Origin of the sequence: Nonlabens arenilitoris, assembly GCF_002954765.1 — a bacterium.
Lineage (GTDB): Bacteria > Bacteroidota > Bacteroidia > Flavobacteriales > Flavobacteriaceae > Nonlabens > Nonlabens arenilitoris.
Genome location: NZ_MTPW01000001.1, coordinates 588,981 through 614,850, shown reverse-complemented (window position 1 = coordinate 614,850; position 25,870 = coordinate 588,981). Strand labels below are relative to the sequence as shown.

The window sequence follows — 25,870 nt, the reverse complement described above, 5'->3', positions numbered from 1 at the left end:
ATTATAACACTTTATGACTAGTAACTGGTATCGTCTAATTGAACTTTACCATTAAATGTTTTATATAAAAAGATAAGGTATCCAGCAAGAAGTGGAGCTCCTACGACTACCATAGTAAGCATGATTCCTAATGATTTTTGAGAAGATGCTGCATTGTATATTGTAACGCTAAAAGCCGGATCTATCGTTGATGGTAATAATACTGGATATAGTTGAAAAGCTACTAACATTAATAAAAAGGCCATCGTTAAAGAAGAAAAGATCAATGCTTGAAAATATTTTTTCTTAGAGACCAATCGAGGCACATTTGCCACTGCTAGAAATGCTAATATAGGAAGTGCAAAAAATAATGGTTGTTCCTTAAATCGATCAGTCACACCTGGTAAGAATATCAGTGTGTATAACGAGGTTACTGCAAAACTAGTGATAAAGAAAATCATCCCTTTTTTAAGTAAAAAAGTTAATCTGCTGTGTAGTCTGCCTTCTGTTTTAAGCAATAAGAAAATAGCACCTTGGGTCATAAATAATGATAAGGTTGTAAATCCAGCCATGATAGCATAAGGACTTAGAAAAGCAAAGAAAATACCACCTTTATAAGTATAGTTTTCTCCTATTTCAAAACCTTGTAAAACATTACCTAAAACGACTCCTAATAAAAATGCGATTAATGTATTGGATATAAAATAGATGATGTCCCAAGTGGTGCGCCACCATTTCATCTCTTCAGAACTTCTAAATTTAATGGCAGATGATCTTAGAACCAGCAATAATAAAAACAGCATAAATGGAATATACATTGCAGATAACATGGTCGCATACATCACTGGGAAACCTGCAAATAAAGCACCTGCACCTATGATAAACCATACCTGATTTGCATCCCATAATGGACCTATAGCATTGATGGCAATGCGCCTGCTTAAGTCTTTTCTAAAAAATAAATGCCACATACCAGCACCATAATCAAAGCCTTCTAAAATGGCATAACCTGAAAACAATAAGCCTACTACTAAAAACCAAAGTGTGGGATAATCGATCCCTAAAAAATATTCCATAGTATTCTTTTAAACGTATTTTAAAAATTCATTAGGATTTTGTGCCTCATCATAAGGACCGTGCTTGATCTTTTTATTTACAAAATAGATAAAGAGTAAAAATAAGATCGCGTACACTATTAGAAATAAGATGAGCGAAAACAGTATTTGATTAGAAGAAACTTCTTGAGAGAAACCTTCATCAGTTCTTAAGTGACCATAGACAATCCATGGTTGCCTACCCATCTCAGCTGCAAACCAGCCTACCTGATTAGCGATTTGTGGAAGAAGCACAGAGAATGCAAATATTTTAAGCAACCATTTTTTCTCAAATAAGGTGCCACGCCACCATAGAAAACTTGCATAGAGCGTGAGACCTATAAGAAACATGCCTATAGAAATCATGATATGATAAAACTGGAATACTGCATTTACCTGTCCAGGACGTTCATCTTTAGGAAAAGCGTTTAAACCAGTAATAGGCTCTTCAAAATCTTGATGTACTAGAAAGGATAATCCACCAGGTAATTTGATACCAGTGACCTCTTGAGTCTCATCATCTACCCAACCGAAAAGATACAAATCTGCCGGAGCTGATTTTTCATAATGTCCTTCCATAGCAGCCAGTTTTGCTGGTTGATTAACGGCAACACCATCTGCAGAGCTGTGTCCAGAAATAAGTTGAGTGAGAGAAATAATTGTAGCTAGCCCTAGAGCGATTTTAAAAGCTTTTTTAGAAATTTCTATGTATCGACCTTTTAATAAATAATAAGCGTGGACACTCAAAACTAAAAATGCTCCAGCAAGAAAGGCTCCTTGCCACACGTGAATGATTCTATCTACACTAGATGGATTAAAAACCATTGCCCAGAAATCAGTAACTTCTGCTCTCGCATCAAAACCTTCACCTACAATATGATAACCAGCTGGCGTTTGTTGCCAGCTATTTGCAACAACAATCCAGACTGCAGAAAACATAGATCCCAGAAATACACCTATGGTAGAAATGAAATGCACTCGAGGAGATACTCGATTCCAGCCAAAAAGGAGTATTCCTAAAAAGGCACTTTCTAACCCAAAAGCAAACAAACCTTCGGCAGCTAGAGCGCTTCCAAAAATATCTCCTACATATCTAGAATATACAGCCCAGTTAGTCCCGAACTCAAATTCCATGATGATACCAGTTGCAACACCTATCCCAAAGGTGATTGCAAAAATCTTTAACCAAAAACGTGTAAGAATCTCATATTGTTTATTTCCAGTTTTTAAATACATTCCTTCCATAAACACCATAATTAGACCTAATCCAATACTAAGTGGTGGATAGATATAGTGAAAGGCAATGGTAAAGGCAAATTGTATACGGGCTAGAATTTCTGTATCCATCATGATATAATTTTGTCTTACAAAAATAGGTTCTAGGCTTATTTTGTTATGTTACAATAGTCACTTAAAAGCTTATAATTTTTAAAATTACGCTTTCGCGAAAGCAATGATATCAACCATTTTACCTAGTTGTAACGGTTGTATTTGGGAAAAAGATTTTCTGAGATTTTGAAAGTCATGATTTTTAAAGTGTATAAATTATAAAGCCCTTATGTAGAAAACAAAAGGGCTTTATAAATATTAAAAATTGGGTTATTAGTCTTGGTAAGCAGACAGCATCCATACCAGTTTCTCTTGTTGCACTATGTAATCACTCATAAGCGCTACCGTTCCTTCATCGTTTGCATCGCCGGCAATAGATAAAATGGCTCTTTCTTTGCTTAAAAGAATTTTTAAGGATTCAAGTATACTGTTAATAGCAATTTCACCATCTGTTACGTTTTCTGCAGATTTTATCTCTGATGCATCTAAGTATGAATTAAAAGTATGTAAAGGTGTCGCGCTTAAGGTTAGAACACGCTCTGCAATTTCATCAACCTTGATTAAGGCATCGTTATAAAGTTCTTCAAATTTAAGATGTAGTTCAAAGAATTTTTTTCCTTTAATGTTCCAGTGAAAACCTCTTAAGTTCATATAGAACATTTGATAGTTTGCAAGAAGATCATTAAGCTCTACTGCTGTGTTTTGAGATGCATTAATATCTAGTCCTATGTTGTTCATCTTTTTCATAATATATTATTTAAATTGTTCTATGTTATCACTTAAATCATACACGGTGGCACTTGCTAGTTTTTTCTGTAAAATGCTACTTCCTGCAGCGCTGCGATAACCACCTGCGCAATGTACAACGATAGGTTTATCGGTTGGGATCTCGCTTGCTGTATCTCTCAATTCATTTAATGGATGAGGTAAGGCATTTTCAAAAAACTTTTCTTCTTCTACCTCGCTGGTATTACGTATATCTACTATGGTATAATTATCTGGATTTTCTTTGAAATCGGCTAGATCTAGTGAAGGTGTTTGTTCTAGGTTTTCCTGAGCAAGGGTGATTACTTTAGTAAGTAATTTTTCATATCCGATTTTTGCCACTCGATGCAACAACGCATCTTTATTTTCTTCAGTATCAATCACAAGAGTAAATGTATCTTCTGGAGTGACTATGGAACCTAACCAAGTTTCAAATTTGGCATTTTCAGAAACGGCCTGAATATTAAAACTACCTTTAAGATGGCCTTTTTTAAAAGCTGCTTCATCTCGCATATCTACTATAAGTCCAGTAGCACTTGCATTTTCTTCAAACGGTATTTCAGATATGGATGGTTCTAAACTGTCTGCACCTGTTTTATTAATATCAACATCATACCCAAAATAAGATGGAATGAAAGGTTGTCCATCCAGTATAGTTGACATAAAGTCTTCTTTAGACTGCGTTTTAAAAGCCCAATTATCTCTGCGTTCATCTCCTAATGTACTACTCGCTGCATCGCTTAAATTTTTGCCACATAAGGATCCTGCACCGTGTGCTGGATAAACTACAGCATCATCTGGCAAATCAGTAAACTTAGTAGTTACGGTATCATACATCATTCCCGCAAGCTCTTCTCGTTTTGCTTGCATATTACCGGCTTTTTCACGCAAATCTGGACGACCTACATCGCCTATAAATAAAGTGTCACCTGTAAACAAAGCTGTATCATCACCATCTGTGGCAACGATTGTAATACTGTCTGGTGAGTGTCCTGGCGTGTTGATTGCTTTAAGAGTTATATCGCCTATCGTAATATGATCACCATCGTCAAATGATTGATGCGGATAGTCTGCACCTAGCTTTTCACTATTATAGATAGTAGCACCTGTTTCTTTGTGCAGCTCTAGATGTGAGCTTACAAAATCTGCATGAGGATGTGTTTCTATGACTGCTTTGATGGTAGCGTTGTTTGCTTTCGCGAAAGCGTAATACTGACTAGGATCACGTTCTGGATCAACAATAGCCATCTCGCCATTACTAACTATCGCATAGGAGTAATGTGCTAACGGTTTGTATTCAAATTGTTTAATGTTCATAGCTGTATTTTTAATTTATTTAAGGACTTTATTAAAGATAAATAAAGTCCTTATTTATTTGATTTAAATATCTTTTTTTGCAAGATACCAAGTGATTTTTTCAACAGAATCATCTGCTAGTCTTGCATTTAATGCATCTAATGATTTAGGCGGTGGACAGATGGCTTGATCACCTCTTTTCCAGTCTAATGGCATTGCTGCTTTGTGCTTATCAGACATCTGTAACGCATCTAAGGCTCTTAAAATTTCATCCATATTACGACCAACGTTAAGTGGATAATACATGATAAGTCTTATTTTTTTTGAAGGATCAATGAAGAATACTGCTCTAACTGCTGCTGTTTCACTTTCATTAGGTTGTAGCATTCCATAAAGTTTTGAAACCTTCATGTCTATATCTGCTATGATCGGGAAGTCAAAGTAAACTCCTGTGTTTTCTCTTACATTTTGAACCCAACCTAGGTGTGCGTGAATGCTATCGATACTTAAGCCTAATAATTCTGTATTAAGCGCATCAAATTCTGCTTTTCTCTCTGCAAAGCCACTCATTTCAGTGGTGCAAACTGGAGTAAAATCTGCTGGGTGAGAAAACATGACAATCCATTTGTCCTTTGCAAAATCAGACATTTTGATGTTTCCTTTAGTAGTTACTGCATTAAAATCTGGTGCTGTATCACCAATTCTAGGCATTGAAATTATTTGTTCTGGTGTTACATTTGAGTTTTCCATAATAGTATAAATTTATTGTTTTTGTTTCACATGATAAATTTAAGCTATCATTATTGTTAGGTAGGTAACCTAGGTTACAAAGCTCTCTATTTAACTTTTTTTAACTAATATTTTAGGTAAGAATTTACCTGTCTTTAATTTATAGTTCTTGTACAGACTAAATTTTTGAATCAATTTCTTTTCTTCATAGCTAGTTTTTACTTGAAATAAAACGAATAATAAAGAAGCTAGTAAAAACTTATATACGGACTCATTATAAAAGGCATATCCATAAAACAGAAATAGAATACCTGTGTATATAGGATGTCTTATATATTTATAAAGTCCAACGGTAATTAATTGCGAGCCAGTCTTAGGTGTAGGAAAAGGTGATAGATTATTGTTGAGTTGTAAAAGGGCTATCGCCAGAGTTATAACGCCTACAATAGCAGTTAGAAAACCTAATAAACTAATAGTTTTAGATAATTTTATGGGTAGTATTTCTATATCAATTATATAGAATATAAATAGAAGGCCTTGCAATGCTACCAGCACATAATCTTTAAAGGAAAGCTTACTCATCATATGAATTGAAAAAAGAGGTTAAATGATATAACCTCTTTTTATTGTTGATTTTAAACTTCTTTTCCTTTCATCATTTTATTCCAATATAGATAGGGTAGTCCAAATTTTTTGAACATCCATAGACGCCAGTGCTCTTTTTCACTATTAAAAACAAACATTCGTTTTAATTTAGGATCAGGAGTAAAGTTACCTTCATAATCAAACTCTGCCAGCGTCATTTTACCATATCCGGTAACTAGTGGGCAAGAGGAATAACCATTATAACTTAAATCACCTTTCATTTGTGTAGTCATTAACTTAATAATATTATCCACCACCACAGGAACTTGTTTTCTAATGGCAGCGCCGGTTTTTGCGGTTGGTAAGCCCGCGACATCTCCTAATCCGAAGATATTTGCATGAGAATTATGCTGTAAAGAATGGTGGTCTACATCTAGCCATCCTGCATCGTTAACCAAGCTGGATTCACGTATGAATTTGGGTGCCGTTTGTGGAGGAGCAATATGTAGTAATTCAAATGGAATTTTAATAATTTCATCACCTGTAGCAGTTTCTCCTAATTCATTATCTTCATTAATCACACACATGTTTTCTTCAGGTGCTGTATGCTTAAAATAAACTACTTTATGATCGGCATCAATTTTAATAGGAGCATAGTATGGTTTAAAATGCATTCCATACCTACCTATAACTTTCATTAAAGTTTCTCGTATAGGCTTTACACCAAAAATGACACTGCCAGGTGTAGCAAAAATGACATTTGATTTGTTAGACAGATTGTTTTTTCTAAAATAATCGGCTGCGAGATAGGCTATTTTCTGAGGAGCACCACCACATTTTATAGGTGTTATAGGTTGAGTAAATAGGGCATTACCGCCTTTAAAGTTTTTAATACAATTCCATGTATGTTCAGGATCGGTATAGTTACTACAGGCGACACCTTTTTCTAAAGCTTCAGGAAGCCCTTCAATCATTTCTGGTGCCATTACTAATCCTGGAGCTACAACTAGATAGTCATATTTTATATGACCAGATGTTTTGGTTTTTACAAAATTATTTTCCGTATTAAAAGCTGTTGCATAATCTTTAATCCAGTTTACTCCTGAAGGGATAAGGCTAGCCATGGGTCTTCCTGTCTTTTTAAAGTCATAAGTTCCACCACCTACAAGCGTCCAGGCAGGTTGGTAGTAATGCGTTTCAGCAGGCTCTATAATTCCAATGCTTATCGATTGGTTTTTCTTTAAAAGTTGAGCTGCTGTCATAATTCCGGCGGTACCACCGCCGATTATTAGGACTTGAAAATGTGTTGACATATTGTTAGTTATTGGTGTCTTTAAATGTAGGATTTACAAAATGTCAGTTTTGTAACTATTGTTACTTAAGATTGTTTTAGTATCAATGACTGCTTAATAGCTGGTTGAATTGCATTTAAATAGAAAAGAGCAGATTTATTGATCTGCTCTTTTTTTAAATAAAAAGGGAAAGGTTTTTTAAAGCGGTAATTAATTATTGAATGTAATACTCCATATACCTCTAACCTGATTGACATCGTAACCAACTGCCTTGTCGGTTGGGTATAATTGTGATATGGTAGCGTAAACATCTGCATTGATATCTTTATTGGGTTCACCATGACATTGCAAGCACATAGAGTTTGTAGTGATAGGATAATAAAAATGATTTACACCGTCAATTAATTCTGTTACTGGTTTGTAATCTTTATTACTGGCTATTGACTTTTTGAATTGTTCAATAATTGCTAACTCTTTTTTATTGGCTTGATTATTACTATTGCGAGGACGATCACTAACTCTCTTGATTCTTGCGTTTTGAGCTATTGCCATGCTATCTGTAATAGGATAGGCTTTTACATTACAAAATGTCACAGCCTCTTTAGTTCCTTTTTTTTGAATGGTTCCCATTAAGTTTTTACCCAATTCTTTTTTTGTGCTTAAGGCATATTGTAGACCTTTCTCTTCAGGTGTTTGATAATTACTGATTAATGTGTCGTTTAATTTTGCACCATCATTGCGGTATTTTACCTTGCCTTTACTTTCTTCTTCTATATGTTTTTTGAACCATTCTGGTTCATCGATTTTAAATTCATACATATAATCAGCAATAAGCCTTATGTCTTCTTCCTTAAATACTTGATAAGGCATTAGGTTAAAACGTTTCACGGCACCTCTCATTTTAGATTTTTTTTCTGTTGGTTTTTCTACAAAATTCCAGATAGCATCAGCAAATTCTTTATTTGAGATATCATCATTTAAATAATGTGATTTAACAGCAACCATAGGTGGTGCGATGCGATCATTGTGATTAGTGCTAGGATTGTGACATACATAACACTGATTTTCTAATAGTTTTTTACCAGGATGATTTATAGCTGTATAATCGCTACTCATGTCCACATCTTTTTGACTATTGTACGTGGATTTTTTACTATCACTACAACTGCTAACTAAAACCAGTAGAAGTAAGCTAAGGACTTTAAAAATGACATTTTTCATCGCAGGAATTATTTAGAAAGTAAAAATTTACAATCTGTTTGAGGATATACACCATGTAAAATATTCTTAGGTAAAGTAATCATATCGCCAGCAACGACAATTTGTTCTTTATTACCTATAGTCACTTTTGCACTACCTTCAATCATTAAAAGAGGTGCGTCTACAGGTGAAGTATGAGGTTTTAATAATTGATCGCTTCTCATTGCAAAAAGAATCATTTTGTATTTCTCACCTTCAAAAACCACTTTATTTTTAACCTTATCAGCATATTCAATTTGACTGGCTAGATTGGATCCTGACATTTTTATATTTTTAGATTCTTGACTACAACTGGTTAATGTCATTAATGCAAGAAGAATTAAAATTAAACTTTTCATTATGATGTTATTTTACCAGTGGCACAGCTTACAATTGACTTTGCTTTTGTAAAAGTGTTATTGTCTTCTTCTATTGATGGGTAACCTATGGATTTTAATTTTTCCTTTGCTACCAGAGCATCACTTGCAGAAAGCGCGTAAAACGATACTGTAGAGGTGCCTGTATCTACAGTCACATCTGTGATGTTGTCTAATGCTGTAATCTTTGATGTAATAGTGTTTGCACATCCACCACATTTTAAATTCTGGACTATAATCGATGTTTTCATAATGTTTGTTTTATTATAAGAAAGTTAAGGTTTTATAAGATGATCATAGGTAACCTAAGTCACAGAAGACAGATGTTTTATAAGTTATTTTAAGGACTGTTTTCATTAAAATTAAAACGGGAAGTCCAATGACTTCCCGTTTTTAATATAATATATAGCCTTTTCTATCTCCAATTCATATAACCACCTTGTAAGTCATAGATTTCTTTAAAACCTAGACTTTCTAGTTTTCTAGCGGCATTGCCGCTGCGATTACCAGAACGACAGTATAAATAGATAGCCTTTTCTCTATCATATTTTTGTAACGCATCCATAAATTTAGACGTGTTAAAAAAGTCAATATTAACGGCACCTTTAATGTGACCACTCTTAAATTCGCTAGGTGTTCTTACATCTATAAGTTGTTTTGCTTTATTTATACCTTGAATTGCTTGCTTAAAATCTGCAGGAGATAATTTCTTTATTTGATCAGACGATGATTTTGTGCCAAAAAGGCTACTTAAGAATGACATATGATGTTTTTTAATCTGTTTTCACTATAAAAGTATGTACATATCTCATTGAATAAAGTAACCTATGTTACAGAAGTAAGATATAATTCTAAGAGAAAGAAATTGTAATTTTATAATTATGAATTTGGAGCAATTACACAATTTAATAGGTGGCGTCGACATCTATATTATCGATCAGATTTTAAAAAATCGTTATCTATCTAACCAATCTATATTAGACGCAGGTTGTGGTAAAGGAAGAAATTTAAAATGGTTCTATGACAATGATTTTGCGATCTATGGTAATGATGTAGACTCTGATTTTCTCGCTTTCGCGAAAGCGAAATACCCAAAGAGTAAAGCTAATTTTATAAATTCAAGCCTAGATGAACTACCGTATATGGATAGTAGTTTTGATCACATTATATGTTGTGCTGTTTTACATTTTGCCAATAGTGAAAAACAATTTACAGCCATGTTTGCCGAATTAATACGGGTGCTAAAGTCTGATGGAACTTTACTCATTAGAATGGCCTCAAACATCGGGCTAGATGGTAATGCTCCAATAGTACGATTTAAGGAAAATGGACAAATAGGGACTTATTATTTAACCAGAGAACGTATAGATCAATTAATATTAGAATTTGATCTTAACTTATTAGAGCCAGTAAAAACTACTAATGTACAAGATGAAAGAGCAATGACTACACTACTGTTTAGTAAATAAAAAAAGCGGCAATTTCTTGCCGCTTTCAACCAACTAACCATAATTTGATATCTTACTAAAGTGTCGATGGACAGACATAGTTAGTAACCTCGATATCAGTTTCTTTAATAGCGTTAAATCCACCTTCTACATTTATTAAATTATGTATGCCTCGACTTTTTAATATCGATGCTGCAATCATGCTTCTATAACCACCAGCGCAGTGAATGAAAAAAGTGTTTTCTGGAAATGATGCTAGGTGATCATTAATGTAATCTAGTGGAGTATTGTGAGCGTCCACGACATGTTCTGATAAAAACTCACTTTCTTTACGTACATCAAAAACAGGTAGGTGACGCACATATTGCTCTTCTTCAAATTGTTTTACCGTTATTGAGGTAACTTTATCATATTCCATAGCGGCTTGTTTCCATGCGTCAAATCCGCCTTTTAAATAGCCAATTGTTTGGTCAAAGCCTACTCGGGAAAGTCTTGTTAGAGTTTCTTTTTCTCGACCTTTTGTGGTGATGAGTAGTAATGGTTGTTTGACATCTGCAATTAGCGATCCTACCCATTGTGCAAAATTACCATCTAAACCTACAAATATGGATCTAGGGATATGACCGTCTGCAAATTCTTCTTGAGATCTTACATCTAGTATAATGGCTCCAGTTTCATTTGCTGCAGCTTCAAATGCTGCTGGAGAAAGAGCTTTTGTAGCCCTATCCATAACGGTGTCTAAACTTTCATAACCTTTAATGTTCATCATTACATTTTGAGGGAAATAACCTGGTGGTGGTGTGAGACCAGTAAGAAGTGCTTTTTTAAACTCTTCTTTGCTCATTTCCTGCAATGCATAATTGGTTTTCTTCTGGTTCCCTAAAGTATCTGTAGTTTCCTTACTCATCATTTTACCACATGCTGATCCAGCGCCATGATTAGGGTACACAATTAAATCATCACTTAAAGGTAAAATTTTGTTACGCAGCGAATCGTACAAGTAACCAGCTAGTTTGTCTTCTGTAAGATCTTCTACAACATGCTGAGCTAGATCAGGACGTCCTACATCTCCGATAAATAAAGTATCTCCTGTGATAATACCGTGTTCTTTACCATCTTGATCGATTAATAAATAGGTAGTACTTTCCATAGTGTGACCAGGAGTATGGATTACTTTTATTTTATAATCACCTAACTCAAAAACCTGTTCGTCTTTTGCAATCAAAGCGTCATAGCCAGGTTTTGCCGTAGGTCCAAAAACGATTTGTGCTCCAGTTCGTTCACGTAGGTCAAGGTGACCGCTTACAAAATCGGCATGGAAATGTGTTTCAAAAACATATTTAATTTTTGCATTATCCTTTTCTGCTCTTTCGATGTATGGATTCACTTCTCTTAATGGATCAAATACTGCAGCTTCACCATTACTTTCTATGTAATATGCAGCGTGAGCGATGCATCCCGTATAAATTTGTTCTACTTTCATAATGATATTATTTCTGATTTAAAATTATAAGCTCTTATCAATTAAAACGGTAACATTTGTCACATAACTAGCTCTTTGTAAATGATATATATTCCCATAACTAAGACAAACCATCCAAAAGCTTTTTTTAATTTTTTACCATCAATAAACTTGTTAAGCCAGATGCCTAGGAAGATTCCAATTATAGAAAGTGCTGTAAAGGGTAATAAAAATGCCCAATCTATTTCAAGATTTTTCACATCGCCTAAAAATCCTATTAACGATTTAATCGCTATTATAAATAGGGAAGTGGCGACTGCTTTTTTCATAGGTAGTTTTGCGAGAAGTACTAATGCTGGAATGATTAAAAATCCGCCACCAGCACCTACAATTCCGGTTATAGTACCAACTACTAAACCTTCTACAATTATCAGTGGATAATTGTATGTGATCACACTTTCTTCATCACTTTCTTTGCGGTTATTACGTATCATAGAAATGGACGCTAATAACATTATTATGGCAAAGAATAACATAATCGCCAGATTTTTAGTGACGACTATTGTACCTATGGTAAATAATTCATCTGGAATGGCTGGAATTAAATATGCTCTGGTAAGATATACTGCTATAAAAGCAGGAATGGCAAATATGATAGCTGTTTTAAAGTCTACCATTCCTTTCATCATATTCTTAATGGCACCTACTAAAGATGTTGTTCCCACAACAAATAAAGAATATGCAGTGGCTAGTACAGGATTTAAAGTTAATGCGTAGACTAATATAGGTACTGTAAGAATAGAACCACCACCACCTATAAGTCCTAGTACTAGACCTATTAAGAGAGCTCCTATATAACCTATTATTTCTATTGCTTCCATGCTATATATTTAAAGAACTCAAATATAGAAGGAGCATTAAAGCAAGTTTGTAACACTTGTTACATGACTTCAATAAAGCTGCGGTGAAGTTTAATTTTATTGATGTTTTCCATTTTTTTGAGTAGTCTAGAAATAACTACTCTACTTGTGTGTAAATCTGCTGCTATTTCTTTATGGGTTGTATAGATATGTTTGCTATTTAATATTTTGATTTTATCATTCAGATAGTTTTCTAAACGTTCATCCATATTATTAAAAGCAATATTATCCACACTTTCTAGTAATTCCATCATGCGTGTATGATAACTGGTGAAGACAAAATTGCGCCAAGTCTTATATTTAGAAGACCATTCTTCCATTTTAGCAACAGGTATCATTAGTAGTTTTACAGGTGTTTCTGTAACAGCATGAATTTCGCTCTTAGTATTTCCTACACAACAAGTCATAGTCATGGCACAAGTGTTACCACGTTCAAGATGGTAAAGTAGTAATTCATCTCCGTCTGCATCTGGTCGCATTATTTTAATACTACCAGAAAGTAGCAATGGCATAGATTTAATATATTGACCTGGTTTAATCAAATCTTGGCCAGCAGGTACTTCCATAAAGGTAGCTACTCTATTAATATCTTCTATAAGGGCTAGCTCAAATTGCGAACCATAGTATTCTTTAAGTTCTTGAATCATTTCTTACTTTCTTAGCGATTGACTTATTATACTTGAAAAAAAAGTGTGCCCATATAGACTTAGAAACAGCACCTATGTATGGAAAGCTTACTGCTAGTACAGCAACTATTGATATAAATATAGTCAATGGGTTACTTGCGTAATCAAAAATAAGTAATAAAACATAAGTCGCTACGGCAAATGCTATTCCTACGGCATAAGAAACATACATGGAACCTGTATAAAAACTGGGTTCTATGCTGTACTTTAATTCACATTTAGGACAGCGTTCTTTAACCTTATTCATTTTAGAGAAATTATAAGGACTTGCTTCAAGAAACTCTCCTTGTCTACATTGTGGACACTTCAGAAAAAGGATACTGTGTATGATAGATCTCTTAAACATCTTTTTATTCCAAAGCTAGTTATTGCAGCCTCTCTTATGTGTAACATAGGTTACATAGATTCCTAATTGAGTGTCATAAATTCAGTACAAAAACAAGACTATTTAGCCTTGTTTAAGAAAACTACTTCCGAATCGTTCAAAGGCTTCACGATTTAATTCTTCTCTAAAATTGGGGTGTGCAATTTCAATTAAAGCCTTTGCTCGTTGTTTTAGGTTTTTACCAAAGAGATCAGCAACGCCATATTCTGTAACTACATAATGGACGTGGGCTCTCGTTGTGGTGACACCAGCACCTTGTTTTAAGTATGGTGTTATTTTAGAAATACCTTTAGCAGTTGCCGCAGTCATTGCAAAAATAGGTTTGCCACCTCGCGATAAAGAGGCGCCTCTTATAAAGTCCATTTGTCCGCCTACACCACTATATTGTCTGTTACCTATCGTGTCAGCACAAACCTGCCCTGTAAGATCAATTTCAATGGCACTGTTAATGGCAGTCACTTTTGGGTTACGTCTTATTATCGCAGTGTCATTAGTATAAGCAGCCTCTTTAAAATGAACTAGCGGATTGTCATTTACAAAATCATATAGCTTTTGAGATCCTACTGCAAAACAAGTTACTATTTTCCCTGTTTTCACTTCTTTTTCTTCACCCGTGATTACAGCATTCTCTACCAGTGGTAAAATCCCATCAGAAAACATTTCAGTATGAATACCTAATCTTTTGTGGTTGCTTAGATTATTTAATACAGCATTTGGGATATTTCCTATTCCCATTTGCAGGGTAGCTCCATCTTCAATTAGATTAGCAACGTTTGCTCCTATACGAGCCTCTATATCAGAAATAATAGCAGTATTAGAGATACTTAAACTACGTTCTCCTTCAACAGCAAAGTCTATATCTCTTATATGAATAATACCATCACCATGGGTTCGTGGCACGTTAGGATTAATTTGTGCGATGACCGTTTTTGCAGTTTGAACAGCAGGTAAAGTAATGTCTACTGATGTTCCTAAAGAGCAATAACCATGAACATCTGGTGGCGATACTTGAATAAAAGCAACGTCTATGGGTAGAATACTTTTTCTAAACAGTAAGTGGATCTCGCTTAAGAAAATCGGAATATAATCTCCATTTCCACCATTTACAGCTCCACGTACATTACCGCCTACAAAGCAGCTATTGATATTGAAACTGTCTCGATAGGGTAGTTGTGTGTATAGTGCATTACCTTCAGTATGTACTTGAATGATTTCTACATCTTTTAATTCTTTATAGCGCTGGCATAAAGCATCTATTAAAAGATTAGGCGTCATGGCTGCTCCTTGAAAAAACAGACGTTGACCAGATGAAATATTTTTTACAGCTTCGGCTGGAGTAATAATGTTAAGTTCCATATAATGGTAGTCGTAAAACAGACAAAATCTTAAAGAATTTATGGTATGTATGAAATACGCTTTCGCGGAAGCGTATCGCTACATTTTAACTGTTAAAACTGGCATCACCGCATGATTAGCTATGTCTTCACTGATGCTGCCTTGTAATAAATGCGAGATTCCAGTACGACCATGTGTAGGAATCGCAATAATATCTGTGCCTGATAGAGAAGCAAAGTTCATCACGCCTTGTTCAACGCTATAATCTGCATAGCGATTTACAGTATTGATAGCTTTTACAGGATCTGGATGTTTAACTTCCTTAAAAAAGTTGAGTAACGTTTCATCCATCTCATTGGTGCTTCTAAATTGTTTACCTGGCAGATTAACATATAAGAACTCGATACGCGCATTAAACATAGTAGCAATTTCTACCATTCTATGATATGCTTTAATAGTCTCTATATTAAAATCGCTCACATATAATAGTCGCTCTGGAGCAAAATTAATTTCATTATTTTTCACAACTAGAACTGGCGTTTCTGAATGGCGTACTACTTTTTCTGTATTACTACCTTTAATGATTTCAGTCAGACCTTTACTACCATGAGAACCCATAACGATTAATGATGCGTTGATTTCTTTTGCTAATTCATTAATCCCTTCAAAATCTAAATGTTTTTGCAATATAGGTTCTACCAGAACATCTTTTAAATATGGTTCTTTTATTAGTTCTTCAAATTTGCCACCTATATACTTACTGTAGAAAATAGCTTGTTCAAAACTGTTATTTTTTTCATTAAGCCCTTCTTCTAGGCCTGCCATATGTATTAATACCAGTTTTGCTTTAATACGTTTTGCAATTGTAGCACCTACTTCTAGGGCTTTATGACTGGTCTTTGAGAAATCAATAGGAATTAAAATGGTTTTCATTATAAATAGGTTAATTGGTTTAACGATGCCAAAATTAATCTCCTATTGAACCTTAAAATATGACAACCATCAGCTTTTGAAAATTATCGTTAAATCAAGATTGTTATTGTAAACCTAATAAGGAATAATCAAAATCACTTATGGGCTTTTTAGCTTTTTTCAACATCCATAAACCTTCTGCTGGTGGTATTTCTAGATCGATATGTGAGTCTAACACGTTCTCCATAAACCATAATCCATTGATGGCTTTCTTCTTTGGATTAAACGTGCCATTATAAGTTATCTCAAAAACCTGACCTATTTCTTCAGTGCTAAAACCATCCTCTAATATAACGTGATTGTTAGTATACTGAACTGTAAATGATACTAAATCCTCTTCCCAGAACCCATTAAAGTTAACTGTTTTACCAGTTGAAAATGGACCTTTTTCTTCAGTTTGATGTCCGGTAATGATGCCATCTTTAAATTCCATTTGAGCAAACAGTTTAACTTTTTCACCAAAAAAAGGAAGGTCAAACCCTAAGCCATAGATAAAATAACCTTCCCAGTATCCACTCAACTCTTCCATAATTAATCTTCCTTTTCAATCACTAAGTAATCTAAATTCAAGGCATTAAATTGATCATTAAATTTTTTAATATCTGATTGTAAAACTTGGTCAAAAATAGCCAGTTGCTTTTCTATCTCAGTAGTTAATTCATCTTTAACTTCTATACTTTGTGAGGTAGGGGCAAAGTCACCTATTTGTGCCAGACTATTCAAGTGAGCCAGTTTATTAGTTAATTTAATAGGGAAATTTAAAGGGTCTTGACCACTGCGGTTTTTAGTTTGATAAAGCGCTTTTTCTACCTCGCTAAATTTCTTTTTCATCTCTTGGGACAGAGCAATCATTTCCTTAATACCTTGTTCTTCTCTATCTCCATATAACGTTTCAAAAGCACTTAGTTTTTTATTAAATGCACGTATATTTTTAATAGATTTATGAGCTTTGTCGACGGTAGCATTTACTTCATTTACATAATTAAATTGTGCCAGCATGTCTGCATCACTAGCCTCGCTATTAGGCGAAGAGATAATAGTAATAGGTTGAGATTGCTGCTCGCCGTTTATTGATAATTCTACTTTATACGATCCAGGTACGGCTTTAGGGCCAGACATATTTGCCCACCATAGAATCATGCCTGGTAATTTTTCTGCACCGTCATAAACTGTATCCCAGTTAAAGGAATTAGCACCTTGTTTTACTTTTAATTTATTCTTCTTATCATAGGTAGCATAGGATTTAATCAATTCGTTTTTAGAGTCATAAAAAGAAAGTGATACACTGTCTTTTTCTTTCAACGTCGGAATATAAAAATGTACTTGTACTCCTGCCGGATGATTTGCTCCTGCAGTAAGTGAACCTGCACGACCATTTCCTGCCATACGGTAAGCTGTTTTAGGTTTGAAAAGTTTGTTTACGTCTTGCTTTCGCAAAAGCGAACTAGAAAAAGCCTCTCTCACTAATCCTAGATCATCATGTATCCATAAACTTCTTCCTTGGGTTGCGATGACTAAATTATTATCCTTTACAGCAAGGTCTGTAATAGGTACGATAGGTAAATTCATCTGGAAAGATTTCCATGTTTTTCCATCATTAGTAGAGATATACAGTCCAGTTTCTGTACCGGCATACAACATGCCCTTTACTTGATCGTCTTCTCTTACCACTCTAGAAAAATGTTCTGATGGGATGCCATCGGTTATTTTTTTCCATGACTTTCCATAATCGGTAGTCTTATATAAATAAGGGGCAAAATCACCCAATTTGTAACGAGTTGCAGCGAAGTAACATGTTGCCGCATCATAACGACTAGGCTCGATGCTATTGATTTGTGCCCATTCTGGCAAACCTTTAGGAGTAACATTGCTCCAGTTTTTACCACCATCTTTAGAAAGGTGCACAAGTCCATCGTCACTTCCTACCCAAAGCTCGCCAGCTTTTAAAGGCGATTCTGCCGCGGCAAAAATGGTACAGTAATACTCTACACTGGTGTTGTCTTGTGTAATCGGTCCACCACTAGAAACTAGTTTTGTAGGATCGTTTCTAGTCAAATCTGGTGAAATGGTTTCCCAGCTCTGACCTTCGTTTGTGGTTACATGCACATTGTTTGAAAATGCATATAATTTATTAGGCTCATGTTGAGAAAATAGAATAGGGAAATTCCATTGAAAACGGTATTTCATTCCTTCGGCACCATGTCCCATTGGGTTGTCTGGCCATACATTAATCGCACGTTGTGATTTAGTCTTGTGATTATAACGAGTTAGATAACCGCCATAACTACCACCGTATACAATATCATTATCTTTAGGGTCTACCGCAATATGTGCACTCTCGCCACCAGCTGTTCCTTCCCAATCATTTTCTGTAATGCTACGTCCAGTCGTACGATGAGGTATTCTTATCGTACCATTATCTTGTTGTGCTACATAAATTCTATATGGAAATGAATTATCTGTAGTCACACGGTAATATTGTGCGGTAGGCTGGTTGTGATAAGTGCTCCAGGTCTCGCCACCATCATAAGTGATTTGTGCGCCACCATCATCTCCCATAATCATACGGTCAGAATCTTCTGGTGCGATCCATAGATCGTGATGATCACCATGTGGTGCTCTTGCGCTAGAAAAGTTTTTACCACCATCTGTACTTTTATGATAGTTGACATTAACAACATAAACTTTATCGACATCTTTTGTGTCTGCATATATACGTGTATAATACCACGCACGTTGTCTTAAACTGCGGTCATCATTAGTTTTTTTCCAAGTTAAACCAGCGTCATCACTACGGTACAATCCACCTTGATCTTTATTTTCTACAATAGCATATAGTCTGTCAGAATCTACAGGTGAAACGGTAATTCCCATAATACCTAAAATTCCTTTTGCAAAACCTTCATTTTTTGAGATCTCTTTCCATGTTTCTCCATAATCGTTACTTTTCCATAAAGCACTGCCATCGCCACCACTAGATAGACTGTATGGTGTACGTTGTAATCGCCATGTGCTTGCATACAACACACGTGGGTTACTAGGATCTATGATTAAATCTACCGCGCCAGCAAGATCATTAGTAAATAGTTTTTTACTCCATGTTTTACCGCCATCAGTACTTTTATAAACGCCACGATCTGAAGTAGGTTTATAGATGTTACCTAATACAGCGGCATAGACGGTATTGTGGTCGTTGGGATCGATAACGATTCTAGGGACATGACGGCTTTTAGGTAATCCAGCTTCTGTCCATGTTTTACCAGCATCTTCTGTCTTCCATATTCCATAGCCACTAGATACATTACCACGCACCGTTTTCTCGCCACCACCTACATATATCACATTGTGATCACTAGGTGCAACACTTACAGCACCGATAGATCCACCAAAAAATCCATCAGAAATATTGCTCCAGGTACGTCCACCATCTACAGTTTTCCACACGCCACCACCTGTACTACCAAAATAGAATAAATTAGGTTTTCCAGGTACTCCTGTAACCGCAGCACTACGTCCACCACGGAATGGTCCCAAGAGTCTAAACTCCTGTGATTCATAGAATTTCTGCTCTTCTGGTGGTTCTGGTAACTGTTGAGATTCCGCTTTCGCGAAAGCGAGAACAACAAGTGTCAATAGGATATAATACAACTTATTCATGGTAGGAAATTTTCCTATAAAGATACTACACCATTAGTAAATTATTGTATCGGGAATAATAGAATAGTAGACGGGAAAAGCTAATACATTTTGAACCTAATCACCATCGCATCTTTGTAGTGTCCTAAGGGATAAGAAAATAACAATAATTAAAATAATATTATATCATGGCAACATTTAATGTACCACAAAGAAGTGAAGTAAACGAAGTGAATCAAGGAATCTTTGATAACCTAGAAAAGCAATTAGGTTTTGTTCCTAATTTATATGCAACCTATGCATTATCAAATAATGCATTGAATAATTATCTTTCTTTTGCTGGATCTAAAACCTCTTTAAATAATAAAGAGAAAGAAGTTGTAAATCTTGCTGTAAGTGAGGTTAATGGCTGTTCTTACTGTCTTGCTGCACATACTGCAATTGCTCAAATGAATGGCTTTACTGAAGAGCAAATATTAGAATTGAGAGCAGGTAAGGCAACTTTTCAATCTAGTTATAATGCGCTAGCAGGTCTTGCAAAAAACATCACAGAAAATAGAGGTAAAGCAGATCAGGCTGTAGTTGATGCTTTTTTAGCAGCTGGTTATACTCAAGAAAATTTAGTTGATACTATTGTGTTAGTAGGTGATAAAACTATTTCAAATTATCTACATAATACAACACAAGTGCCTGTAGATTTTCCTGCTGTGGCACCATTAAAGGCTTAATGTTTATTAAGTTAAAAAATTAGTTTTTCATAGTTGGTTGGTTGAAACAGGTCTGTTTTATTATAAACAGCCCTGTTTTTTTAATTCTATGAAATGAATTGATGCTCTTTTCTAAACGATAGTGGTGATGTACCTACCTGTGTTTTAAAAAATTTTGAGAAATGACTAGGCTCTTTGTAACCCAATTCATAAGCTATTTCTTCAGCACTTTTGTCTGAGTAGAGTAAAAGTCTTTTCGCCTCCGCAGTGATACGTTCATTAATAATTTTTAATGGCGATTTTACATCGTGTTTCTTAAAAAAATTTGATAGAGTCTTAGGAGATTTAAATAGCAAGTCTGCATAATCAGCTACTTGGTGTTTATCTTTATAATGCTGCTCCACGAGTATATTAAACTTTCTAATTAAGTCTACTTGTTTAACTGAAAGGCTTGCTTGATTACTATCTTGTTTAATTAATCGAGTAGAGGTGATCAACATTCTTTTTAATAATGTGCGCAACATCTCACCTTGAATATGATCTCTGGTTTCAAACTCTTCTTGAAAGAGAACTAGCATAGCGTTAAAGCTGGCTTGTTCTTTTACTGATAAGTTGATAATAGGTGCATTAGATGATCCATAGAAAAGAAGTCCCATGCAAGAGACTTCGGGATCGTTGTGTTGTATGCAATAGAATTCTCTATTGAAAACAAATGCAATTAGGCCATAGTTATCCTTAGGAATATCTACGATATTAACTGGTGTACAAAATAGGACCTGATTTTTTTTAAGAATCACATCATATCCATCAACTACTAATGTTTCTTCGCCTTCAGTACACCATACAATTTTATAAAGTCCTTTTTCTTGTAAAAGTTGTAATGATGGTCCACATTGAAAACTGGTAATAGTCAGCCTTCCGTTATCCTTTATGCTATGGTAATCTAATTTCATGATTTAAAAGTAGGAAGAATATATAACTAAAGTATCACGGTTTTAAATGTTTTCTCATAGATCCTATACCACCAGCGTTAACCACTTTAAAACCATTAGCTTTTAATTTGCTAGCCGCTACATTACTACGTCCACCCATCGCACAATAAACAATGATAGGCTTTTCTTTATCAAGACTTTTCATTTTTTGATCGATAACTTGAACGGGTATGTTCTTAGATCCTTCTATATGACTACCATTAAACTCTGAAGAGGTGCGTACATCTAATAATTGTGCACCTTCTTCTAGGTATTTTTTAATGATTTCTTTCTTTTTATTTTTGAATAGGCCGAACATATTTTCTTTCTTGAGACGTTTCTTTTTGAATTACTTACCTGCAAAGTAGTAAATACTTTTTTTAAATTGTTTTAGTAAATGCTATTTTACTTAGTACAACTTTTATTCTTACTTTAGAAATATGGAAGAAATTTTGGGATTAGTCAGCGTTGGTATTTTAGTAGGTCTTATGGTTATATATTTTTTATCTGAATTGGATAGAAAACAATATAATAATTCTCTAATAAATAAAAATGGCGAACTTTCAAGGCTACAACATCAGCGTGATGAAATCACTAAAGAATTGCAATTAAAAGTGTCAGAAAAAACTAAAATTAAAGAAGATGCCGTTGCATTAACTTATCAATTTGCGGCTAGCAAGAACCTTTTTACCTTAAAAGACGTTGAAGTTGCAACTAAGCAAATTCAAAATTATTACAAATCTGCTCTGGAAAGTAATTCTACTTTTAAAATGAATTTTCCTGATAAGGAATTGTTAAGCTTTGAGCCACGAGAAACATTATCGATATTGACTATAATTAATGAAGGGCTACATAATGCAGCCCTTTATTCAAATGCAAATTATATTTTCAATATCGCTTCCATTGAAGATGGAAACTTAAATCTAATCACACATGATAATGGAATGGGCTACGATCGTAACCTTGTTCCAAATGGTGATGGAATTCAAACTTTAAGGAAAGTTACTCAAAAGCTAAATGGTGTTTTAGAATTAACGAGTACCATAGGTAATGGCACGGTAGTCAATGCTCAAATACCAATCGACCGTTTTTAATTAGCCTATCAACTCATCAATTTCCTCAATAAGTAACCACTGTTCAGGATAATCATTTTGAATTTGTGTCTTTAATTTCTCAAGTAAAGGTTTATTAATCTTATCTTCTTCTCTATAATTGCGTACTTTCTCATACAATCCTTGTATCGCTATTTCACGCTTTGAATATACTGGTTTTATCGTTTTAGTGTCACTTTCATGAAATACGAGTTCAAAGCTATAATAGTCCGCAGGACCAGCATAAGCACTTACAATTTCTTTACCTACCGCGAGGTTGAGCATTCCATCCTCTGGTGAGAATAGAATCTCATCTTTATAAGTTACCGTGCAATCTATAAACTGTATCAACATTAATTTTCCATTAATATTACGTTGTCCCGTCACGTTTAATCCTTCTACTTTAATACCGCTTTCATAGGTAAATTCAATACGCTCGTTATCATAAAAATTATATGCCTGTAAGTCGCGAGGTCCCATATCTTCTATGGCAAGGTTGATTCCTTTAAGTTTCCCTAGCGGACTTAAAAAGCCATTTTTGTGAGTGTTACGACCATGACCTATCAGTTCTTTTTCACGATAAGCTAGAGCGCTTTCACCAGTTGTTTCAAAGAATACTACCTCATTATCGTCATTAGTAATCATGCGAGTGAAAACACCACTAACTTGTAATCCAGTACTTATTTCTATAGTTCCTAAGGACTTTGAATTAATTAATTTTTGTAATCCTCGATGTCCACCTTTACGCACTGCCATCGTGTTTGCAAACTCTTCTAGTACTTCACTTAAATGTGCAAAATTAGGCGTTACATATAGGTGTGGTTGTTTGCGTGTGATATCAAAATCTTGGTAAGCAGCCTCAATGGTGTACGGTCTTTTCTCTACCTCAGCTTCTAGACAGCTTTTACTTTCACCTAGGCTAGACAATAGACCAGCGCCATATAGTTTAGGGTTTTCTAAAGTCCCTACTAGACCATATTCAACAGTCCACCAGTGTAGATTTCTTATTAAAGACATTTCACTAGGTTCTACTTTTTTATTTTGAAGGCGTTCTATATCAGCCTCGGCAGCGGCAATTTCTTTGTCTAATGCTGGATTTTGTTTATCGCTACGTGTTTCTTTAAGAATTGAGATTTTACGTACAGCCTCATACATCTCATGATCGTGTGCGCTAGAGATCGCCTTACTACCTATCTCGCCAAAACGTCTCAAATATTCAGCATAATCTGGACTTGCAATAATAGGAGCATGACCAGCCGCTTCATGAATAATATCTGGCGCTGGAGTGTATTCAATGTTATCTAGTTTTCTGATATCAGCCGCGATCACTAATATTTTATATGCTTGAAACTCCATAAATGCCGCTGGTGGAATAAAACCATCTACAGCCACAGCAGCCCAGCCTATTTCTTTAAGAATACGATTCATACCGTACATAGATGGTATGTTATCTATAGAAATACCAGTTTTCTTTAATCCATCTAGATAAGATCCATGTGCTACTTTACTTAAAAAATCAACATTTTTTCTCATGACATGACGCCATACTGCTTGATCTTGAAAGGTATAAAGCTCATAGTTTTGTGGCTTTATAAACTGTTTCAAGTGCGGCGGTAATCGCTCTAGAAGAGGATTAATTTCTATATTGTCTAGCATTGTTGTAGGGTAAAGTTCAAAGCTAGTCTAAAAGTAATTATTCTTAATACTCACTAAAGATTTTTAATCAATTTTAAGATAGCCTTCATCTATTATATTTGCATCTTATGACTCGCAAAAATCAAATTCTCAAAGCCGCAGCTCAACTATTTAAAGAACGTGGATATAGTGCGGTTACTATGCGTGATCTTGCTGCTGCCATGGATATGAAAGCTGCCAGTTTGTATAATCATATTTCTGGGAAACAAGAGATACTGGCGACACTCATTCTAGAGGTAGCTCATGAGTTTACAGCTGGTATGGATGCAGTAGAGATGGATGATAAGTCCGCTTTTGCGAAAGCGGAACAACTCATACTTCTTCACATAAAAATAGCATTGGAATACACTAATGCATTAGCTGTCTTGAATACCGACTGGATGCACCTGGAAGGAGCAGCCTACCAAGAATATATATTGCTGCGTAAGACTTATGAGCTAGATTTTAAAAAGATTTTACAAAGTGGAATTTCTGCGGGCGAGTTTAAAAATATAAGTGTGGAAACGATGCTATTTAACTTATTAAGTACGTTAAGATCTATCTATTTATGGATACCAAAAAAGTCGACTACCGAAGTAGCCGACCTTAAAAAAGAGTTGCCTCAAATATTACTTAAGGGCATTAGCTCTTAGCTTTTTCTTCTTCTAAAGTAGGATAGTCTGTATAACCTTCACGACCTTGAGTATAGAATGTTTCTTGATTCCAGTCTGCTGTTTCTGCTTTTAATTCAAATCTGTGTGCTAGATCTGGATTTGAGATAAATAATTTCCCATATGCGACTAGATCTGCATGTCCGTTTTCTATAACCTGATTACCAGACTCGCGATCAAATTCATTATTGATCATTAAATTACCCTTGTATATAGGACGGTAATGTTTTGCAATATCACTTTCTAAAAACTCAATATCGCTAACATCTGTAAACGGTTCTGATAGATGTAGGTAAGCAAGATCATACTCATTAAGACGGTTTATTAAGTAATCAAAAAATGGTATGGTATCTGGAGTTCCTTCAATTCCAAAAACACCATTTAAGGATGGATTTAATCGACAACCTATTCTGTTTTCTGGAAAGGACTGTGCGACTGCCTCTAGAACTTCAAAGAAAAACCGTGCCTTATTCTCATTGCTACCACCGTATTGATCAGTGCGTACGTTAGATTTATTATTAAAGAATTGATGGATTAAATAACCGTTAGAACTATGTATCTCCACACCATCAAATCCAGCTTTCTTAGCATTTGCCGCGGCATCTCCAAATTCTTTTACAGTTTGCTCAATCTCTTCTACAGACATGGCGTGTGGCGCTACTGTTTGCTTTTTTTCACCGTACTGATTGCGCAATTCTGTATTAGGATTAACAGCACTTGGCGCCCATGGCAGTTGTCCATCATGGTAATCAGGTAATGATGTACGTCCTACATGCCATAATTGCAAGAAAATTTTCCCATCAGCTTCATGTACACTATCAACAACTTTTTTCCAGCCTTCTACTTGAGCGTCGTTAAAAATTCCTGCGACAAAAGGATAACCTCGCGCTTTTTCTGAAACCTCGCTACCTTCTGTGATAATTAATCCAGCGCCTGCACGTTGTGTGTAATAATCTACATGTTTTTGATCTGGTGCTTGATATTCGTTAGTGGCTCTACATCTAGTCATAGGTGCCATTACGATTCTATTTTTTAATTCTACAGCTCCTATCGTTATAGGTTCTAAAAGTGGTTGTCTAGTACTCATATCTTTTTCTTTTAAAGATAATATGAGGCCAGCAGAATAAGGTTAAATGGTCGTTAATTAGAATTTATTTAGAATTTCTACAACCATAAAAAAGCGGTGCTATGCATCAAGAAGATAACACCGTTTTTTAAAATTAAAGA

Annotated in this window: 27 protein-coding genes; 4 read left to right on the top strand and 23 right to left on the bottom strand. The window is 35.0% G+C overall.

Going from position 1 to position 25,870, the window contains the following annotated elements:
* Positions 1-17: 17 nt before the first annotated feature.
* The 11 genes from cydB to BST92_RS02665 form a co-directional block, all read right to left on the bottom strand.
* Entirely contained in the window at positions 18-1,055 is a 1,038-nt protein-coding gene (gene cydB, locus BST92_RS02715) for a cytochrome d ubiquinol oxidase subunit II (protein WP_105070072.1), read from the bottom strand.
* Positions 1,056-1,064: 9 nt separating this feature from the next.
* Complete coding sequence (locus BST92_RS02710; protein ID WP_105070071.1) at positions 1,065-2,420, bottom strand: cytochrome ubiquinol oxidase subunit I; 1,356 nt, start codon at positions 2,418-2,420, stop codon at positions 1,065-1,067.
* A 255-nt stretch (positions 2,421-2,675) separates the two neighbouring features.
* Positions 2,676-3,149: a Dps family protein gene (locus BST92_RS02705; protein WP_105070070.1), complete on the bottom strand. Its 474-nt coding sequence runs from the start codon at positions 3,147-3,149 to the stop codon at positions 2,676-2,678.
* Between the two features lie 6 nt (positions 3,150-3,155).
* Positions 3,156-4,484, bottom strand: coding sequence for an MBL fold metallo-hydrolase (locus BST92_RS02700; protein WP_105070069.1), 1,329 nt, complete (start codon positions 4,482-4,484; stop codon positions 3,156-3,158).
* A gap of 63 nt (positions 4,485-4,547) precedes the next feature.
* Positions 4,548-5,213, bottom strand: a complete 666-nt coding sequence (locus BST92_RS02695) for a peroxiredoxin (protein WP_105070068.1) — start codon at positions 5,211-5,213, stop codon at positions 4,548-4,550.
* Positions 5,214-5,303: 90 nt separating this feature from the next.
* Entirely contained in the window at positions 5,304-5,774 is a 471-nt protein-coding gene (locus BST92_RS02690; RefSeq protein WP_042288681.1) for a methyltransferase family protein, read from the bottom strand.
* 53 nt (positions 5,775-5,827) lie between these two features.
* Complete coding sequence (locus BST92_RS02685; protein ID WP_105070067.1) at positions 5,828-7,090, bottom strand: NAD(P)/FAD-dependent oxidoreductase; 1,263 nt, start codon at positions 7,088-7,090, stop codon at positions 5,828-5,830.
* 189 nt (positions 7,091-7,279) lie between these two features.
* Positions 7,280-8,290, bottom strand: coding sequence for a Tll0287-like domain-containing protein (locus BST92_RS02680; protein ID WP_105070066.1), 1,011 nt, complete (start codon positions 8,288-8,290; stop codon positions 7,280-7,282).
* Between the two features lie 8 nt (positions 8,291-8,298).
* Positions 8,299-8,667, bottom strand: a complete 369-nt coding sequence (locus tag BST92_RS02675) for a cupin domain-containing protein (protein WP_105070065.1) — start codon at positions 8,665-8,667, stop codon at positions 8,299-8,301.
* A complete protein-coding gene (locus tag BST92_RS02670) occupies positions 8,667-8,936 on the bottom strand; it encodes a heavy-metal-associated domain-containing protein (RefSeq protein ID WP_105070064.1) in 270 nt (89 codons plus the stop codon). The genes BST92_RS02675 and BST92_RS02670 overlap by 1 nt, the downstream gene beginning before the upstream one ends.
* A 164-nt stretch (positions 8,937-9,100) precedes the next feature.
* The gene (locus BST92_RS02665; RefSeq protein WP_105070063.1) at positions 9,101-9,448 is read right to left on the bottom strand and encodes a rhodanese-like domain-containing protein; all 348 of its coding nucleotides are present in this window, start codon (positions 9,446-9,448) and stop codon (positions 9,101-9,103) included.
* Positions 9,449-9,566: 118 nt separating this feature from the next.
* Between BST92_RS02665 and BST92_RS02660 the strand changes: the two genes are divergently transcribed.
* On the top strand, positions 9,567-10,154 hold the full coding sequence (locus tag BST92_RS02660; protein WP_105070062.1) for a class I SAM-dependent methyltransferase: 588 nt from the start codon (positions 9,567-9,569) through the stop codon (positions 10,152-10,154).
* Between the two features lie 55 nt (positions 10,155-10,209).
* Here BST92_RS02660 and BST92_RS02655 read toward each other — a convergent pair whose 3' ends face one another.
* From BST92_RS02655 to BST92_RS02620, 8 genes are all read right to left on the bottom strand, one after another.
* Positions 10,210-11,616, bottom strand: coding sequence for an MBL fold metallo-hydrolase (locus BST92_RS02655; protein WP_105070061.1), 1,407 nt, complete (start codon positions 11,614-11,616; stop codon positions 10,210-10,212).
* A gap of 59 nt (positions 11,617-11,675) precedes the next feature.
* The gene (locus BST92_RS02650) at positions 11,676-12,476 is read right to left on the bottom strand and encodes a sulfite exporter TauE/SafE family protein (RefSeq protein WP_105070060.1); all 801 of its coding nucleotides are present in this window, start codon (positions 12,474-12,476) and stop codon (positions 11,676-11,678) included.
* A 59-nt stretch (positions 12,477-12,535) separates the two neighbouring features.
* Entirely contained in the window at positions 12,536-13,162 is a 627-nt protein-coding gene (locus BST92_RS02645) for a Crp/Fnr family transcriptional regulator (protein WP_105070059.1), read from the bottom strand.
* The gene (locus tag BST92_RS02640; RefSeq protein ID WP_245910847.1) at positions 13,146-13,448 is read right to left on the bottom strand and encodes a DUF983 domain-containing protein; all 303 of its coding nucleotides are present in this window, start codon (positions 13,446-13,448) and stop codon (positions 13,146-13,148) included. The genes BST92_RS02645 and BST92_RS02640 overlap by 17 nt, the downstream gene beginning before the upstream one ends.
* A 201-nt stretch (positions 13,449-13,649) precedes the next feature.
* On the bottom strand, positions 13,650-14,942 hold the full coding sequence (locus BST92_RS02635) for an acetyl-CoA hydrolase/transferase family protein (protein ID WP_105070057.1): 1,293 nt from the start codon (positions 14,940-14,942) through the stop codon (positions 13,650-13,652).
* A gap of 78 nt (positions 14,943-15,020) precedes the next feature.
* The gene (locus tag BST92_RS02630; RefSeq protein ID WP_105070056.1) at positions 15,021-15,854 is read right to left on the bottom strand and encodes a universal stress protein; all 834 of its coding nucleotides are present in this window, start codon (positions 15,852-15,854) and stop codon (positions 15,021-15,023) included.
* Positions 15,855-15,957: 103 nt separating this feature from the next.
* Positions 15,958-16,422 carry a hypothetical protein gene (locus BST92_RS02625; protein WP_105070055.1) on the bottom strand — a complete coding sequence of 155 codons (465 nt, stop codon included), beginning with the start codon at positions 16,420-16,422 and terminating at the stop codon, positions 15,958-15,960.
* A gap of 2 nt (positions 16,423-16,424) precedes the next feature.
* Positions 16,425-19,550, bottom strand: a complete 3,126-nt coding sequence (locus BST92_RS02620; protein WP_105070054.1) for a WD40/YVTN/BNR-like repeat-containing protein — start codon at positions 19,548-19,550, stop codon at positions 16,425-16,427.
* Positions 19,551-19,717: 167 nt separating this feature from the next.
* Between BST92_RS02620 and BST92_RS02615 the strand changes: the two genes are divergently transcribed.
* Positions 19,718-20,257 (top strand): carboxymuconolactone decarboxylase family protein, encoded by a 540-nt coding sequence (locus BST92_RS02615; RefSeq protein ID WP_105070053.1) that lies wholly within the window; start codon positions 19,718-19,720, stop codon positions 20,255-20,257.
* Between the two features lie 86 nt (positions 20,258-20,343).
* Here BST92_RS02615 and BST92_RS02610 read toward each other — a convergent pair whose 3' ends face one another.
* Together BST92_RS02610 and BST92_RS02605 are read right to left on the bottom strand one after the other, a co-directional pair.
* On the bottom strand, positions 20,344-21,189 hold the full coding sequence (locus BST92_RS02610) for a helix-turn-helix domain-containing protein (protein ID WP_105070052.1): 846 nt from the start codon (positions 21,187-21,189) through the stop codon (positions 20,344-20,346).
* 34 nt (positions 21,190-21,223) lie between these two features.
* Positions 21,224-21,526: a rhodanese-like domain-containing protein gene (locus BST92_RS02605; RefSeq protein ID WP_105070051.1), complete on the bottom strand. Its 303-nt coding sequence runs from the start codon at positions 21,524-21,526 to the stop codon at positions 21,224-21,226.
* 121 nt (positions 21,527-21,647) lie between these two features.
* Here BST92_RS02605 and BST92_RS02600 point away from each other — a divergent pair, with 121 nt between their 5' ends.
* On the top strand, positions 21,648-22,301 hold the full coding sequence (locus BST92_RS02600; RefSeq protein ID WP_105070050.1) for a sensor histidine kinase: 654 nt from the start codon (positions 21,648-21,650) through the stop codon (positions 22,299-22,301).
* Here BST92_RS02600 and BST92_RS02595 read toward each other — a convergent pair whose 3' ends face one another.
* The gene (locus BST92_RS02595) at positions 22,302-23,954 is read right to left on the bottom strand and encodes an aromatic amino acid hydroxylase (RefSeq protein WP_105070049.1); all 1,653 of its coding nucleotides are present in this window, start codon (positions 23,952-23,954) and stop codon (positions 22,302-22,304) included.
* 107 nt (positions 23,955-24,061) lie between these two features.
* On the opposite strand from BST92_RS02595, the gene BST92_RS02590 reads away from it, so the two are divergent.
* Entirely contained in the window at positions 24,062-24,625 is a 564-nt protein-coding gene (locus BST92_RS02590) for a TetR/AcrR family transcriptional regulator (RefSeq protein ID WP_105070048.1), read from the top strand.
* Here BST92_RS02590 and BST92_RS02585 read toward each other — a convergent pair.
* A complete protein-coding gene (locus BST92_RS02585) occupies positions 24,615-25,730 on the bottom strand; it encodes an alkene reductase (protein WP_105070047.1) in 1,116 nt (371 codons plus the stop codon). The two genes, BST92_RS02590 and BST92_RS02585, sit on opposite strands and share 11 nt — an antisense overlap.
* Between the last annotated feature and the right edge of the window lie 140 nt (positions 25,731-25,870).

What these genes read in the sequence shown, in the direction of transcription:
- BST92_RS02660 (WP_105070062.1), top strand. Translation starts at nt 9,567, where the DNA reads ATGAATTTGGAGCAATTACACAATTTAATAGGTGGCGTCGACATCTAT.
- BST92_RS02670 (WP_105070064.1), bottom strand. Translation starts at nt 8,936, where the DNA reads ATGAAAACATCGATTATAGTCCAGAATTTAAAATGTGGTGGATGTGCA.
- BST92_RS02690 (WP_042288681.1), bottom strand. Translation starts at nt 5,774, where the DNA reads ATGAGTAAGCTTTCCTTTAAAGATTATGTGCTGGTAGCATTGCAAGGC.
- BST92_RS02650 (WP_105070060.1), bottom strand. Translation starts at nt 12,476, where the DNA reads ATGGAAGCAATAGAAATAATAGGTTATATAGGAGCTCTCTTAATAGGT.
- BST92_RS02610 (WP_105070052.1), bottom strand. Translation starts at nt 21,189, where the DNA reads ATGAAATTAGATTACCATAGCATAAAGGATAACGGAAGGCTGACTATT.
- BST92_RS02710 (WP_105070071.1), bottom strand. Translation starts at nt 2,420, where the DNA reads ATGGATACAGAAATTCTAGCCCGTATACAATTTGCCTTTACCATTGCC.
- BST92_RS02590 (WP_105070048.1), top strand. Translation starts at nt 24,062, where the DNA reads ATGACTCGCAAAAATCAAATTCTCAAAGCCGCAGCTCAACTATTTAAA.
- BST92_RS02615 (WP_105070053.1), top strand. Translation starts at nt 19,718, where the DNA reads ATGGCAACATTTAATGTACCACAAAGAAGTGAAGTAAACGAAGTGAAT.
- BST92_RS02645 (WP_105070059.1), bottom strand. Translation starts at nt 13,162, where the DNA reads ATGATTCAAGAACTTAAAGAATACTATGGTTCGCAATTTGAGCTAGCC.
- BST92_RS02685 (WP_105070067.1), bottom strand. Translation starts at nt 7,090, where the DNA reads ATGTCAACACATTTTCAAGTCCTAATAATCGGCGGTGGTACCGCCGGA.
- BST92_RS02665 (WP_105070063.1), bottom strand. Translation starts at nt 9,448, where the DNA reads ATGTCATTCTTAAGTAGCCTTTTTGGCACAAAATCATCGTCTGATCAA.
- BST92_RS02700 (WP_105070069.1), bottom strand. Translation starts at nt 4,484, where the DNA reads ATGAACATTAAACAATTTGAATACAAACCGTTAGCACATTACTCCTAT.
- BST92_RS02695 (WP_105070068.1), bottom strand. Translation starts at nt 5,213, where the DNA reads ATGGAAAACTCAAATGTAACACCAGAACAAATAATTTCAATGCCTAGA.
- BST92_RS02655 (WP_105070061.1), bottom strand. Translation starts at nt 11,616, where the DNA reads ATGAAAGTAGAACAAATTTATACGGGATGCATCGCTCACGCTGCATAT.
- BST92_RS02620 (WP_105070054.1), bottom strand. Translation starts at nt 19,550, where the DNA reads ATGAATAAGTTGTATTATATCCTATTGACACTTGTTGTTCTCGCTTTC.
- BST92_RS02595 (WP_105070049.1), bottom strand. Translation starts at nt 23,954, where the DNA reads ATGCTAGACAATATAGAAATTAATCCTCTTCTAGAGCGATTACCGCCG.
- BST92_RS02680 (WP_105070066.1), bottom strand. Translation starts at nt 8,290, where the DNA reads ATGAAAAATGTCATTTTTAAAGTCCTTAGCTTACTTCTACTGGTTTTA.
- BST92_RS02705 (WP_105070070.1), bottom strand. Translation starts at nt 3,149, where the DNA reads ATGAAAAAGATGAACAACATAGGACTAGATATTAATGCATCTCAAAAC.
- BST92_RS02630 (WP_105070056.1), bottom strand. Translation starts at nt 15,854, where the DNA reads ATGAAAACCATTTTAATTCCTATTGATTTCTCAAAGACCAGTCATAAA.
- BST92_RS02585 (WP_105070047.1), bottom strand. Translation starts at nt 25,730, where the DNA reads ATGAGTACTAGACAACCACTTTTAGAACCTATAACGATAGGAGCTGTA.
- BST92_RS02600 (WP_105070050.1), top strand. Translation starts at nt 21,648, where the DNA reads ATGGAAGAAATTTTGGGATTAGTCAGCGTTGGTATTTTAGTAGGTCTT.
- BST92_RS02675 (WP_105070065.1), bottom strand. Translation starts at nt 8,667, where the DNA reads ATGAAAAGTTTAATTTTAATTCTTCTTGCATTAATGACATTAACCAGT.
- BST92_RS02605 (WP_105070051.1), bottom strand. Translation starts at nt 21,526, where the DNA reads ATGTTCGGCCTATTCAAAAATAAAAAGAAAGAAATCATTAAAAAATAC.
- cydB (WP_105070072.1), bottom strand. Translation starts at nt 1,055, where the DNA reads ATGGAATATTTTTTAGGGATCGATTATCCCACACTTTGGTTTTTAGTA.
- BST92_RS02635 (WP_105070057.1), bottom strand. Translation starts at nt 14,942, where the DNA reads ATGGAACTTAACATTATTACTCCAGCCGAAGCTGTAAAAAATATTTCA.
- BST92_RS02640 (WP_245910847.1), bottom strand. Translation starts at nt 13,448, where the DNA reads ATGAATAAGGTTAAAGAACGCTGTCCTAAATGTGAATTAAAGTACAGC.
- BST92_RS02625 (WP_105070055.1), bottom strand. Translation starts at nt 16,422, where the DNA reads ATGGAAGAGTTGAGTGGATACTGGGAAGGTTATTTTATCTATGGCTTA.